13 protein-coding genes and 1 pseudogene are annotated in these 12374 nt (G+C 70.4%); 4 read left to right on the forward strand and 10 right to left on the reverse strand.

Translation table 11 applies throughout. The annotated features are described in order from the left end of the window. Positions 1-35 precede the first annotated feature (35 nt). The 8 genes and pseudogenes from LXT12_RS00615 to LXT12_RS00650 form a co-directional block, all read right to left on the reverse strand. The gene (locus LXT12_RS00615; protein ID WP_233388451.1) at positions 36-1199 is read right to left on the reverse strand and encodes an MFS transporter; all 1164 of its coding nucleotides are present in this window, start codon (positions 1197-1199) and stop codon (positions 36-38) included. Further along, on the reverse strand, positions 1196-2575 hold the full coding sequence (locus tag LXT12_RS00620; RefSeq protein WP_233388452.1) for a DNA recombination protein RmuC: 1380 nt from the start codon (positions 2573-2575) through the stop codon (positions 1196-1198). The genes LXT12_RS00615 and LXT12_RS00620 overlap by 4 nt, the downstream gene beginning before the upstream one ends. Positions 2576-2605: 30 nt before the next feature. Next, positions 2606-3421: a hypothetical protein gene (locus tag LXT12_RS00625; protein ID WP_233388453.1), complete on the reverse strand. Its 816-nt coding sequence runs from the start codon at positions 3419-3421 to the stop codon at positions 2606-2608. Continuing rightward, positions 3418-4407 carry a 2-hydroxyacid dehydrogenase gene (locus LXT12_RS00630; protein ID WP_233388454.1) on the reverse strand — a complete coding sequence of 330 codons (990 nt, stop codon included), beginning with the start codon at positions 4405-4407 and terminating at the stop codon, positions 3418-3420. The genes LXT12_RS00625 and LXT12_RS00630 overlap by 4 nt, the downstream gene beginning before the upstream one ends. Further along, positions 4395-4688, reverse strand: a pseudogene (locus LXT12_RS00635) (sodium:proton antiporter); the annotation flags it as partial. The pseudogene LXT12_RS00635 and the gene LXT12_RS00630, both read right to left, overlap by 13 nt. 59 nt (positions 4689-4747) lie before the next feature. Next, complete coding sequence (locus LXT12_RS00640; RefSeq protein ID WP_233388455.1) at positions 4748-5461, reverse strand: nitroreductase; 714 nt, start codon at positions 5459-5461, stop codon at positions 4748-4750. Next, on the reverse strand, positions 5458-5901 hold the full coding sequence (locus LXT12_RS00645; RefSeq protein ID WP_327575057.1) for an acyl-CoA thioesterase: 444 nt from the start codon (positions 5899-5901) through the stop codon (positions 5458-5460). Before LXT12_RS00645 ends, LXT12_RS00640 begins: the two co-directional genes overlap by 4 nt. A gap of 13 nt (positions 5902-5914) precedes the next feature. Further along, positions 5915-6844 carry a histone deacetylase family protein gene (locus tag LXT12_RS00650; RefSeq protein ID WP_233388457.1) on the reverse strand — a complete coding sequence of 310 codons (930 nt, stop codon included), beginning with the start codon at positions 6842-6844 and terminating at the stop codon, positions 5915-5917. A gap of 170 nt (positions 6845-7014) precedes the next feature. Here LXT12_RS00650 and phaP point away from each other — a divergent pair, with 170 nt between their 5' ends. Then, the gene (gene phaP / locus LXT12_RS00655) at positions 7015-7572 is read left to right on the forward strand and encodes a phasin family protein (RefSeq protein ID WP_233388458.1); all 558 of its coding nucleotides are present in this window, start codon (positions 7015-7017) and stop codon (positions 7570-7572) included. 166 nt (positions 7573-7738) lie between these two features. Here the strand turns inward: phaP and LXT12_RS00660 are convergent, their stop codons facing one another. Then, on the reverse strand, positions 7739-8761 hold the full coding sequence (locus LXT12_RS00660) for an OmpA family protein (protein ID WP_233388459.1): 1023 nt from the start codon (positions 8759-8761) through the stop codon (positions 7739-7741). Positions 8762-8764: 3 nt separating this feature from the next. Continuing rightward, positions 8765-9421 carry a hypothetical protein gene (locus LXT12_RS00665; RefSeq protein WP_233388460.1) on the reverse strand — a complete coding sequence of 219 codons (657 nt, stop codon included), beginning with the start codon at positions 9419-9421 and terminating at the stop codon, positions 8765-8767. Between the two features lie 379 nt (positions 9422-9800). Between LXT12_RS00665 and LXT12_RS00670 the strand changes: the two genes are divergently transcribed. From LXT12_RS00670 to LXT12_RS00680, 3 genes are read left to right on the forward strand one after another with little or no spacing between them, the layout of a single operon-like run. Then, the gene (locus tag LXT12_RS00670) at positions 9801-10544 is read left to right on the forward strand and encodes a LiaI-LiaF-like domain-containing protein (RefSeq protein WP_233388461.1); all 744 of its coding nucleotides are present in this window, start codon (positions 9801-9803) and stop codon (positions 10542-10544) included. 9 nt (positions 10545-10553) lie between these two features. Continuing rightward, entirely contained in the window at positions 10554-11624 is a 1071-nt protein-coding gene (locus tag LXT12_RS26855) for a sensor histidine kinase (RefSeq protein WP_349254998.1), read from the forward strand. Next, positions 11621-12358: a LytR/AlgR family response regulator transcription factor gene (locus LXT12_RS00680; RefSeq protein WP_233388462.1), complete on the forward strand. Its 738-nt coding sequence runs from the start codon at positions 11621-11623 to the stop codon at positions 12356-12358. Before LXT12_RS26855 ends, LXT12_RS00680 begins: the two co-directional genes overlap by 4 nt. Positions 12359-12374: the final 16 nt, after the last annotated feature.

Genomic DNA, 12374 nt, shown 5'->3' on the forward strand with positions numbered 1-12374 from the left:
CGCGTCCAGCGCGCGAGGCTGGGCCAGGGGCACACTCAGAGCTTACGAGCCGGCGCCTGCGCCACCAGCAGCAGCGAGGCCATCAGCCACATCGGCGCGGCCAGGGCGGTGGCGGCGGCGAGCAGGCCGAAGCCGACGGGCATGGCCATCGTCGCGCCGTTCACGAAGAGCATGCGCAGGCCTAGCGCCTGGCCGTGGCGCTCCGGCGGCGTCACGCGGTGCAGCATGGCCAGCACCATGGGCTGCACCGAACCCAGGGCCAGGCCCAGCACGGCCGAACCCGCCATCAGGCCGGCTGTGCCGGGCAGCCAGGCATAGGCCAGGAAGGTCAGCATGGCCACCACCATGGCGGCGCGCAGGGCCTTGACCTCGTGCAGGTCGTCGGCGAAGCGCACGATGGCCAGGCGCACGCAGGTCGCCGCGACGGCGAAGCTGCCGAGCACGATGCCGATGCTGGACGCCGACAGCCCGCGCGCATGGCCGACGACGGGCACGACGAAGCTGTGCGCGTCCCAGCAGGCCGACATGACGAGGTTGACCAGCATCAGCCGCCGGAAGGCCGGCATGCGAAAGAGCTGCCAGGCCGCCGGCTCGCGGAAGCTGCGCGTGACGGGCTCGGGCCGGTGGCGCGGCACCTTCAGCGCCAGCGCCCAGGCCAGCAGCGGCAACGCCGTCGCGAAGCCGAAGGCCGCACTCATGCCGACGTGGTCGATGAGCAGGCCGGCGATGACCGGGGCCAGGGCGTTGGACAGGGCCGGGCCGAGGGCCATCCAGCTGAACACGCGCTTGAGCTGGCCGGGCTCTTCGGCCATCAGCCCCGCCTCGCGCTGCATGGCCACGGCCGCCACGGCGATGGCGCCGCCGCACAGCAGGCAGCCGATGGCGATGGCCCACAGCTGCTGCACGGCCAGGGCCAGCAGCGCACCGGCACCCGCCAGCAGCACCCCCACGCCGACCGGGCGGTGGAAGCCATGCCGGTCGGCCAGCCGGCCGGCCCACAGCGACAGCACGATGGGGGCGACGGCGAAGAGGCTGAGCAGCAGCCCGACCGAGGCCTCGCCGTAGCCGCGGTTGAGCACCCACAGGCTGGCCGTGACGCGCGTGACGGCCATGCAGGCATGCACGCAGATCAGCGTGGCGATCAGCCACACGAAGGCGTGGCGCAGGTTCTGCTTGGGGGCCGGCGGGCCGTCGCTCACTCGACGTCCTCGCCCGCGCCCAGCTGCAGCATGCGCTGGGTTGCATCGTCAGGCAGGGCCTCGACGGTCTTGAGCTTGCGCGTCATGGCGCGGGTACGGACCTCGGCGGCGTCCAGCGTGTTGCCGGCCTCCTCGAGCTTCTTCTTGGCCTTGGCCAGCACGTCGCCGAACTTGCCGAACTCGGTCTTGACGGCGCCCAGCACCTCCCAGACCTCGGCCGAGCGCTTCTCCAGGGCCAGGGTGCGAAAGCCCATCTGCAGGCTGGTCAGCGTGGCCAGCAGCGTGGTCGGGCCGCAGAGCATGACCTTGAACTCGCGCTGCAGGCCCTCCACCAGCCCGGGGCGGCGCAGGGCCTCGGCGTACAGGCCCTCGGTGGGCACGAAGAGGATGCCGAAGTCGGTGGTGTGGGGCGGCGCGATGTACTTCTCGCGCAGGGTGCGCGCCTCGATGCGCAGCCGCGCCTCGATGGCCTTGCCCGAGGCCTCGGCCGCGGGCGCATCGGCGCGCTCCTGGGCGTCGAGCAGGCGCTCATAGTCCTCGCGGGGGAACTTGGCATCGATGGGCAGCCACAGCGGCTTGCCGTCGTCACGCTGGCCCGGCAGGGAGATGGCGTACTCCACCCGCTCGTTGGAGCCCGGCAGCGTGGCGACGTTGCAGGCGTACTGCTCGGGCGTGAACACCTGCTCCAGCAGGCCGGCCAGCTGCACCTCGCCGAAGACGCCGCGCGTCTTGACGTTGGTGAGCACGCGGTTGAGGGAGCCGACGTCGCGGGCGAGGTTCTGCATCTCGCCCAGGCCCTTGTGCACCTGCTCCAGCCGCTCGGCCACCTGCTTGAAGCTCTCGCCCAGCCGCTGCTCCAGCGTGGCGTGCAGCTTCTCGTCGACGGTGGCGCGCATCTGCTCGAGCTTCTTCTCGTTGTCCTGCTGGATGCTGGTCAGGCGCTGTTCGACGGTCTGGCGCATCTCGGCCAGGCGCTGCTCGTGGCTGGCCGACATGGCCTGCAGCTGCTGGCGCATGGACTCTGTCAGGCGCTGCAGGCCCTCGGCCTGGGCCTGCGCGTTGCGCAGCGCGGCGGCGTCCTGGGCCTCGCGGGCGGCCAGGGCCTGCTGGGCGAGGGACTGGTTGCTGCCCTGCAGTCCCTGCGTCAGCACCTGCTGGAACTGGGCCAGGCCCTGCACCAGTTCCTGGCGGGTGGAGCTGGCGCTGCGGCCCAACTCGTCGCGCAGTTCGCGCTCCAGCCGCTCGTTGCCCTGCTGCAGCGGCAGGAAGAGTTCGGGCGGCAGCACCGCCTGGGTTTTCTGCCGCGCCCAGATGAGGGCCAGCAGGACGAGGATGAGGGCCAGCAGGGCCAGCAGCAGGAGGTCGAACAGGGTCATGCCGGAGATTGTCCCGCGCGGGGCAATGGCCTAGGGCGCCACCAGAGACTTCACGGCCTTGGGTAGCTCGGCCTCGATGAGGGCTTCGAGGGCCTTCACGCGCTGCTCGGCCGTCGTCGCCGCCCAGGGGTTGGCCGCGGCCTCGGGCGTCACCGGCAGGCGGCCGGCGACGGCCAGGGACTGCTCGCGCTTGAGCCTGAGGTCGGCCAGGTCCACCAGCGCCACGCGGATGGACACGAAGGGCGCGAGCACCGGCAGCCCGGGTTGGCCGTCGAAGCCGATCTGCCCCGCGGGGCGCTGGTCCAGCACGAAGCCGGGGCCTTCCAGGCTGGCGAGGATGCGCGCCGGCAGGGCCGCGGCGAGCGCCGCCTCCTGCCGGCTGCGCGTGACCAGCAACAGCCGCGCCGCGCCGCTCTGGCGCACGGCCTCGCCGAGCTTGCCGGGCAGGCTGAGCTTGCCGTCGACGAAGAGGTTGGCAGGGTCGCCGAAGAGGCTGCGCGTCGACGAGGTGTAGAGCTTGATCTCGCGTCCAGTGCCGGAGGCGGTGACCGCGGCGTTCAGGGCCTGCAGCACGGCGTTGTCCAGGCCGCCGGCGGGAGAAGCCGTCCACTCGCCCGACTGGGCCGTGTCGCCGCGCGCCGGGGTCAGGTTGATGAGCTGCACGCTGTCGCCCAACACCGACAGCGCGGCGAACTTCTTCGGATCACGCGCCGTCTTGTCTTCGACCACCGGTTCGGGATCGGGCTGCACTTGCGGTGGCTTGGGGCGCTTCGGCCCCGACTGGGCCGCGGCGAGCGCGGGGAGCAGGCACAACACGGAAAGGAGGGTGAGCAGGCGGCGTTTCATGCGGACAGGACTTGGGGGTTCAACGGCGTCGGCGGCACGGCGCCGGTCAGGGCGGCGACGAGGTTGTCGGCCGCGAGCAGGGCCATGGCCTGCCGCGTGGGCAGCGTGGCGCTGGCGATGTGGGGCGTGAGCACGACGTTGGACAGGGTGAGCAGCGCCGGGTTGACGCGCGGCTCGCCCTCGAAAACGTCCAGGCCCGCCGCGGCGATGAGGCGCTTGCGCAGGGCCGCGGCCAGGGCGTCCTCGTCGACGATGCCGCCGCGGGCGATGTTGACGAGGGTGGCCGTGGGCTTCATCAGCGCGATCTCGGCCGCGCCGATGCAGTGGTGGGCCTCGGCCGAATAGGGCAGCACGAGGACGAGGTGGTCGGCCTGGCGCAGCAGCTCGTCCTTGGCCAGGTAGCGGGCGCCGAGTTCCGCCTCGGTGTCGGCCGCCAGCCGCGAGCGGTTGTGATAGACGACCTGCATGCCGAAGCCGAAGCGCCCGCGCCGGGCGATGGCCTGGCCGATGCGGCCCATGCCCAGGATGCCAAGGGTCGTGCCGTGCACCTCGGCGCCGGCGAGGAAGTCCCAGGCCCAGCTCTTCCAGCCGCCGTCGCGCAGCAGCCGCTCGCCCTCGCTCATGCGCCGGGCCGTGGCCATCAGCAGGGCGAAGCCGAAGTCGGCCGTGGTCTCGGTCAGCACGTCCGGCGTGTTGGTGACCAGCACGCCGCGCGCGGTGCAGGCGGCCAGGTCGATGTGGTTGTAGCCGACGCTCATCGTGCAGACGGCGCGCAGGTCCGGGCAGGCGTCGAGCAGCTCGGCGGTGATGCGCTCGGTGCCGGTGATGTAGGCGCCGGCCTTGCCCTGCAGCCGCGCACGCAGCTCGTCGGGCGGCAGGACGCGGTCGTCCGGCACGGCGTCGATCTCGAAATGAGCCGCCAGCCGCTCGATCACGGCGGCAGGCGCCCGCCGGGCCACCAGCACCTTCTTCTTCAACGCATCCATATCCACGCCATCACGAAAAGCAGGGGCAGCAGCACGGCGCCCGACCACGGCACATGGCCGCCGAAGCTCGGCATCCTGAGCCCGCGCTCCTCGGCAATGGCCTTGACCATGAAATTGGGCGCGTTGCCGATGTAGGTCATGGCGCCCATGAAGACGGCCCTGCCCGAAATGGCCGCCAGCACGGCGGCGCCCTCGCCCATCAGCCGCTGGGCGTCGCCGCCCGCGAGGTTGAAGAAGGCGAGGTAGGTGGGCGCGTTGTCGAGCACCGAGGACAGGCCGCCGAGCAGGCCCGCGAAGGGCGGGACCCAGGCGAGGCCGAGGTCGGAACCGGCCAAGGCCATCAGTCCTCCAGGAAGCGAGCGAACTCGCTCACCGGCGCGCGCTCGGTGACGAGGCTGTTCTCCACCGCGGCCGGGTCGGCCCAGCCGAGCGACATGCCGCAGACCAGCATCTGCTCCTCGCCCAGCTGCAGCTCCTCGGCGATGAGGCGGTGGAACTGCGTGAAGGCCGCCTGCGGGCAGGTGTGCAGGCCCCGGGCGCGGGCGGCGACCATGATGTTCTGCAGGAACATGCCGTAGTCCAGCCACGAGCCCTGCTGCATCACGCGGTCGATGGTGAAGATGAGGCCGACCGGCGCGTCGAAGAAGATGAAGTTGCGGCCATGCTGGTGCTGCATGCGGGCCTTGTCGGTCTTGGCGATGCCGAGCAGGCCGTACAGGTCCCAGCCAACCTTGCGGCGACGGTCGATGTAGGGGCTGCGCCACTCGGTGGGGTAGTAGGCGTACTCCTCCCGGTGGGCGGCGTTCTGCTCGGGATCCAGGTAGGCGGCCTGCACGCGGCTGGACAGCCGCTTGAGCGCCGCGCCCGTGAGCACGTGCACCTGCCAGGGCTGGGTGTTGGTGCCCGAGGGGGCCCAGGAGGCGACCTCGAGGATGTCCTCCAACGTCTGGCGCGGCACGGGCGTGGGCAGGAAGGCGCGCAGCGAATGCCGGCTCTTGATGGCGGCGTCGACCGCGGCGGTCTGCTCGGGCGTCGGGGTGTCGAATCGGCTCATGGGGTCAGGGTGCTCAGGACTTGGAGGTAGGCGGCGGGCAGTTCGGCCACCGGGCGGCGGCTGTCGCGGTCGACGTAGACGTGGACGAAATGACCCCGCGCCGCGCAGGTGGGCGCCCCTTCGGCGAAGAGGCCGATCTCGTAGCGCACGCTGGAGCGGCCCTGATGGGCGACGCGCACGCCGGCCTCGATGCGCTGGGGGAAGGCCAGCGACTCGAAGAAGTTGCAGTGCGTCTCGACGACCAGGCCGATGACCTCGCCCGCATGCAGGTCGAGGGCGCCAGCGTCGATCAGCAGGCTGTTCACCGCCGTGTCGAAGAGGCTGTAGTAGACGACGTTGTTGAGGTGGCCGTAGACGTCGTTGTCCATCCACCGCGTGGTCAGCGGCACGAAGCGGGGGTAGGCGTCGCGGGTGTCGGGCTGGGGGCGGGGGCTGGACATCCGGCACATTCTTTCACGCGGCCCGGCCCGGCCATGTCGCCCAGGCTTCAGCGGCGAGGTTCAGCGTGTTGACCTGGACGGCAACCGTCGTGGCCAGGTCGTGCCCGTAGCCGCCGGCCATGCTCAGCGCCACCGGGATGCGGCGCTCGCGCAGCGCGGCCAGCACGCGGCGGTCGCGCTCCGCCAGCCCCGCCTGCGACAGCTTGAGCCGGCCGAGGCGGTCGCCCTCGTGGGGGTCGGCTCCGGCCAGATAGAAGGCCAGGCCCGGCTCGAAGCGGCGCCAGATCTGCGCCAGCGCGAGGTCGAGGGCGGCGAGGTAATCGGCGTCGCCGCAGCCGTCGGGCAGGTCCACGTCCAGGTCGCTCGGCTCCTTGCGGAAGGGGAAGTTGCGGGCACCGTGCATGGAGAAGGTGAAGACGGTGTCGTCGTCGCGGAAGATGGCCGCCGTGCCGTTGCCCTGGTGCACGTCGAGGTCGATGACCACGACCTTGAGCAGGCTGCGGTGGCGCCGGCCCCATTCGGCCTGCATCAGGCGCGCGGCGACGGCCACGTCGTTGAAGACGCAGTAGCCCGAGCCCTTGTCGGCATAGGCGTGGTGGGTGCCGCCGGCCATGTTGGCCGCCACGCCCTCCTCCAGCGCCGCCCGCGCCGCGGCGATGCTGGCTCCGACAGAGCGCCGCGAGCGCTCCGCCATGGAGGGGCTCCACGGGAAGCCGATCTCGCGCTGCTGGGCTGCGCTCAGCCGGCCCAGCAGCACCGCGTCGACGTAGTCCGGCGTGTGCGCCAGGGCCAGTTCACCCTCGGTGGCGGCCGGCGCCGGGCGCATGCGCAGCCGGCCCGGCTCGCGCTCGAAATGCTCGCGCAGCAGCCGGTACTTGGACTGCGGGAAGCGATGGCCCGGCGGGAGGGCCAGGCTGTGGGCGTCGGAATGGAAGGCGAGCATCGGGCCGGCAACGATAGCGGGACCGGCTTGACTCCGCGGCCTCCCCTAATTTGTTGCAGTGCACAAAAAAGTGCTTGCAATCTGCCGGACGTCCCCTATCATTCAGGTCATGTTGCAGTGCAGCAAAACAGCACGGCAATCGGTCCCCCCCCTGAAATCGGAGTTCCACCATGCTGACCGCTGAACAAGTCCTGGCCGCCCACAAGGCCAACGTCGAAACCCTCTTCGGCCTGACCAACAAGGCTTTCGAAGGCGTCGAGAAGCTCGTCGAGCTGAACCTGCAAGTCGCCAAGACGGCGCTGAGCGAAGCCGCCGACACCACGGCTGCCGCCCTGTCCGTCAAGGACGCGCAGGAGCTGCTGTCCCTGCAGGCCGCCCTGCTGCAACCCACCGCAGAGAAGGCCGCTTCCTACAGCCGCCACCTCTACGACATCGCCTCCAGCACCGGCTCCGAAGTCGTGCGCGTTGCCGAAGGCCAGTTCGCCGAAGCCCAGCGCACGCTGAGCAGCCTGGTGGACAGCGCCGCCAAGAACGCCCCGGCCGGCACCGAGAACGCCGTCGCCCTGGTGAAGTCCGCCGTCGCCGCGGCCAACAACGCCTTCGAGTCGGTCCAGAAGGCCACCAAGCAGGCCGTCGAGGTCGCCGAAGCCAACTTCCAGGCCGCCACCTCGCAAGCCGTCAAGGCGACCCAGACGGCCACCCGCGGCGCCAAGCGCGCGGCCGCCTGATCGAGCCTCAATCCTGAAAGGCCCGGTGCACCCGCACCGGGCTTTTTTTCGTCAGCCCGCCATCGAGCAGCGAACGCCAATTTCCAGCTGACTCAATTGCGGCGGCTGTCAGGACCGCAGGTCCTGGACCTCAGGCATGTCTTCGCAGCTGGCGCAGCGGTGGGCATCACCTCTGGCGCTGCACGATCAGCACGACGCTGCGGTTCTGCGCGGAATCGACGTTGGCAGCGGTGATCACCGGCAAGTCATCCAGGCCCAGTGCTGCCACGAAGATGCGGTTGGTGGCGATGCCGCCGCTTTTCGCCAGTTCACGTGCCACCGCCTCACTGCGTTCCTTGGCCAGCTTTGCATTCCTCCGCGAGGTGCCGCGCGTATCCGTGTTCGCGCGGACCAGCACCACGGAGTCCGGCCACGTCTGGAGCTGGAGGCGAGCCCCTGAGAGGACCTTGCGCGCCGCTTCGTCCAGGTCGGATTTGTCTGAGGCAAACAGCATGGGGCCGAAACTGATCTGTCCTGCTTCAAGGGGCGGCTTCGTGGCCCCTTCGTAGACGATGACCGGGGGCTTCTCCTCGGCGCCGGCCTTGGGCGGGTTGGCCGCCCATGCGAAGGTGAGGATGGCAGCGAGCACCACCATGCCCGCAAGCACGGTCCGATTGAGCGCCTTCGACACCAGTTGCTGGAGCGTGACGAACGCTGCCCAGACGTTCAGCCCCTCGAGCATTGCCAGGTTCTTTTCGTAGCGTTCCTTGTGCTCCGGGCGAGGGTGCCCCGCGACCGGGTCCCAGTCCTGGCCAATCTGCTCGACAAGCGCATCGACGCTAGGAAGCCCGTCTGGCAGGCGCCTGGTTCGCTCATCGGCGAACACGCGTCTGAGGTCGGCGATGGCCCTACGGCGTCGCGGCTCCTTGATGCCGTCCAGATCGAGCGAGTCCAGCAGGTCCTCGAAACCCACCAACATGGGTTCGAGCGTCTTCAGCAGTCGCCAGAAGATCAGGCACAACAAACAGAAGGCCAGGCCGATCGAAAACAGTGCCACCCCAAGACGCCAGTCCACCGGCAGGCTGCCCAGTCCCGAGAACGGAGTCCCGGCAAGCAGGAGGCTGGCCACACCTGCCAGTGCCGACAGCACGAGTTTGACGTTGTCCCTCAGCGCGGTCTTCGCGGTCGCGTAGATGTCGGGAGCGTCCATGGTTCAGTCCGGTGTGAAAGGACCACCAGCCTGCGGGAAGACAAACTGCAGCTTGTCCAGCACCCGCGTTCCCTTGTCTTGAACGCTGGCGTCGATGGCCCGCACGACTTGCTGGAACTTCAAGGGATCAAGGGGCAGCGCGAGCGAGAGGCGCCCCAGAGGGCGAGGACCCCGATGGAGTGTTGCGACAATTTCCTCGGCCAATCGTTCGACGTTCAAGTTTGATTGATCGATCAGGTCAGCCAGCGCCTGGTTGCCTGGCTTGGAGAGATCCGCCGCGTCCGCCATCTCGCCGAACTCGAGTTGCACGATCGTCGTCGGTGGCCCACTGGGATCCGATGGCAACTGGCTGACAAACGCCGTGGCCCTCGGCCACGGCTTTTGCCAACCACTGACCGGGTTAGCCCCCTTGACCGGCGCGGGCGATAGCGCCGGCGTGATCGCGGAGGCTGGAGCTGGGGCGCCCGCCGGCGATGAGGCGGGCGAAGGCGCCGCCTGCGCGTCCGATTGCTTCATCTGGATCTCGACAGCCACGTCGCGGAAGGCACACCCGATGAGCTTCGCCATGCTCATGTGGGCCGCCAGAGGCCAGATCCGGGATTCGCTCCCACAGGTGATCAGCAGATCTCCTTCGCTGGTGTAGGTGATGTCGATGGCCACGGATGCCTCCCCGATGATGGATCGGCCTTCAAGGTAGCGTCATTGCGTCAAGCTGTGCTCCTCAAGGTTGGGGACGGCGGCATTCCTGTGTCGACGCGTGAATTGCCCAGGGTCTCGCGTCGTTCTTGACACGGACGTACACGAGGCTGGCTGCGTGACGGCGATGGACTTCGCGCGTTGGCCGGCGATTCAGTGCGGCATGAATCCGGACCGCCAAAATCCACCGGGCCGGTCCTGCATGACGGGCGTCGGCTACACGATAGCCCGTCGGCCTCGCGCGGCGTCGATTCGTCGGTGCGAGGCGTCGATTCGCCGCCGGGCTACAGCGTCGGGGCCGAGGTCGAGGTCTACTGCAGGCTCCAAGTTCCCGGAGCCTCCCATGCACCGCATGCGCCTTCGCCACGCGCGCCGCTTCCACCACCCCCACCACGCCGGCCGCCGCATCCTTTTCGGCCTGGGCGTCATCGGCGTGGGTGTGCTGGCGCTGCTGGACAACCTGCAGGTCTTCGGCCTGCCGCTGCTGCGCACCTTCTGGCCGCTGGCCCTGGTGCTGTTGGGACTGGCCCGCCTCATCTGGCCCCGCCATGCCGGCAGCTGGCTCTTCGGCACGGCGCTGATCGCCGTCGGCGCCCTGTTGACGGCGCAGAACCTCGGCTACACGCGGCTGGAGCTGCGCGACTGGTGGCCGGTGCTGGTGATCCTGGCGGGCCTGTCCATCCTGCTGCGCGGCCTGCTCCCGAACCGACAGCACCACGCCCTCGGCATGGCACGCGACACCTCCACGCTGGAACATGGCGAACAGGTCAGCATCGACGCGAGCTTCGCATCCATCGAGCAGCAGAACGATTCGCGCAGCTTCAAGGGCGGACGCATCGACGTGAACTTCGGCGGCGTGGAACTGGACCTGCACCGGGCAGCCATGGACGGGCCGGAGGCGACGCTGGACATCTCGGCCCGCTTCAGCGGCGTCGAGTTGCGCGTGCCGCGTGACTGGCTCGTCGTCGTGCAGATCACGGCCACGCTGGGCAGCGTCGAGGACCAGACCCTGCCACCGATGAACCCCACCCAACGCCTGGTACTGCGCGGCGACGCGACGTTCAGCGGCGTCGAGATCAAGAACTGACCCGCCGGCGTGCATCCGCTGCTGACCCACCGGCACGTCCTGGCGGCCTATCTGCTGACGGCCGCCCTGGCCGGCATGGCCCTGGCGGCTCTGCCGGCCGCCCAGGGCCTGGCGTCCTACGGCTGGGCCCTGGCCTGGGTGTTGCCGCTGGCCCTGCTGCACGCCGTGGCGGCGCTGCCGGCCTACTACGTCTGCCGGGGCCAGCCCCTGGCCGTGCGGCGCTGGCAGCGGGCGCTGGCCGCACGGGCGGCGGCGGTCGGCGTACTGTCGGGCACGGGCCTGGCGGTGGCCGCGGCCTGGAACGCGGTCGGCCTGGCCGCCGGCCGCCCGGCCGGGCTGGTGGCCATGACGCCGCCGGCCTGGGCACTGACGCTGGCGCTGGTGGCCGGCTTCTTCGTGCTGGCCGTGCTGGCCCACGACCTGCTCATCGCCGTGCAGGGCGCCCAGGCCGCGACCGCCCGCGAGGTCGAGGCGCGCCTGCTCGCCCGCGACATGGAGTTGCAGCTGCTGCGCCTGCAGATCGACCCGCACTTCCTCTTCAACAGCCTGAACTCCATCAGCGCGCTGACCCACTTCGACCCCGCCGGAGCCCGCGCCATGGCCATCGACCTGGCGGAGTTCTTCCGCCAGACCCTGGCCCTCGCCGGCCGCGGGCGCATCCGCCTCGAGGAAGAACTCGGACTGGTGCGGCATTACCTCGCCATCGAGCAGCAACGCCTGGGCGACAAGCTCGACCTCGCCATCCAGGCGCCAGACGACAGCCTGACCGCCCTGCTGCCGCCGCTGACCCTGCAGCCGCTCACGGAGAACGCCCTCAAGCACGGCCTGCGCCCGCGCGAGGACGGCGGCCGGCTCGACATCGAGGTGATGGCCCGAGACGGCTGGCTTCACCTGACGGTGCGCAACCCCGTGCCCGCCCAGGCCGCCGCGCAGAGCGGCCTGGGCCATGGCCTGCGCAACCTGCGAGAGCGGCTGGCGGCCCAGTACGGCAGCCGGGCGCGCGTGCACTGGGGGCCGACGCCCGCGGGCTTCGCCGTCGAGATCACCCTTCCCTTGGAAACCTCCGAGGCCCCACCATGACCCAGCCCTCGCCCTTGCGGGCCCTGATCGCCGACGACGAGATCCTGGCCCGCCGCCTGCTGCGCGAATACCTCGCCGCCCACGCCGACATCGAGGTCGTCGCCGAGGCCGACAACGGCCTGGAGGCCGCCCGCGCCCTTACCGAACTCAAGCCCGATCTCGTCTTCCTCGACATCCAGATGCCGCGCCTCACAGGCCTCGAAGTGCTGGAGCTGACGGGCCGGCGCGAGGGCGTCGTCTTCACCACCGCCTACGACCAGCATGCCCTGCGCGCCTTCGAGCTGCATGCCGTGGACTACCTGCTCAAGCCCTTCACCCAGGCGCGCTTCGACGCCGCGCTGGACCGCGCCCGGCGGCTGCTGGGCCAGCCGGCGCCGGGCCTGGACCACCTCGTCGCGCCGGCGCCGACCCTCGCCCGGGTGCTGGTGCGCGACGGCAGCGGCGGCATGCAAGTGCTGGCCGTGGACGCCATCGACTACATCGAGGCCCAGGCCGACAACGTCGCCTTCCACAGCGCCGGCCGCGAACACCTGAAGGCCCAACGCATCTCCGAGCTGGAGGCCGCCCTCGACCCCCGCCGCTTCGTGCGCGTGCACCGCTCCTTCATCATCAACCTGGCCGCCCTGGCCGGGCTGGAGAAGACCGACAGCGACGCCCACCTGGCGCGCATGAAGAGCGGCAAGCGCATCCCCGTCAGCCGCAGCGGCTATGAGCGGCTGCGCGCGGTGCTCTAAGCGCGCCGGGGCGGTA

Origin of the sequence: Pelomonas caseinilytica (assembly GCF_021353235.1) — a bacterium.
GTDB lineage: Bacteria > Pseudomonadota > Gammaproteobacteria > Burkholderiales > Burkholderiaceae_C > Pelomonas > Pelomonas caseinilytica.

Coding starts and splice junctions, on each gene's coding strand:
- LXT12_RS00620 (WP_233388452.1), bottom strand. CDS start 2,575: ATGACCCTGTTCGACCTCCTGCTGCTGGCCCTGCTGGCCCTCATCCTC.
- LXT12_RS00625 (WP_233388453.1), bottom strand. CDS start 3,421: ATGAAACGCCGCCTGCTCACCCTCCTTTCCGTGTTGTGCCTGCTCCCC.
- LXT12_RS00630 (WP_233388454.1), bottom strand. CDS start 4,407: ATGGATGCGTTGAAGAAGAAGGTGCTGGTGGCCCGGCGGGCGCCTGCC.
- LXT12_RS00640 (WP_233388455.1), bottom strand. CDS start 5,461: ATGAGCCGATTCGACACCCCGACGCCCGAGCAGACCGCCGCGGTCGAC.
- LXT12_RS00645 (WP_327575057.1), bottom strand. CDS start 5,901: ATGTCCAGCCCCCGCCCCCAGCCCGACACCCGCGACGCCTACCCCCGC.
- LXT12_RS00650 (WP_233388457.1), bottom strand. CDS start 6,844: ATGCTCGCCTTCCATTCCGACGCCCACAGCCTGGCCCTCCCGCCGGGC.
- phaP (WP_233388458.1), top strand. CDS start 7,015: ATGCTGACCGCTGAACAAGTCCTGGCCGCCCACAAGGCCAACGTCGAA.
- LXT12_RS00660 (WP_233388459.1), bottom strand. CDS start 8,761: ATGGACGCTCCCGACATCTACGCGACCGCGAAGACCGCGCTGAGGGAC.
- LXT12_RS00670 (WP_233388461.1), top strand. CDS start 9,801: ATGCACCGCATGCGCCTTCGCCACGCGCGCCGCTTCCACCACCCCCAC.
- LXT12_RS00680 (WP_233388462.1), top strand. CDS start 11,621: ATGACCCAGCCCTCGCCCTTGCGGGCCCTGATCGCCGACGACGAGATC.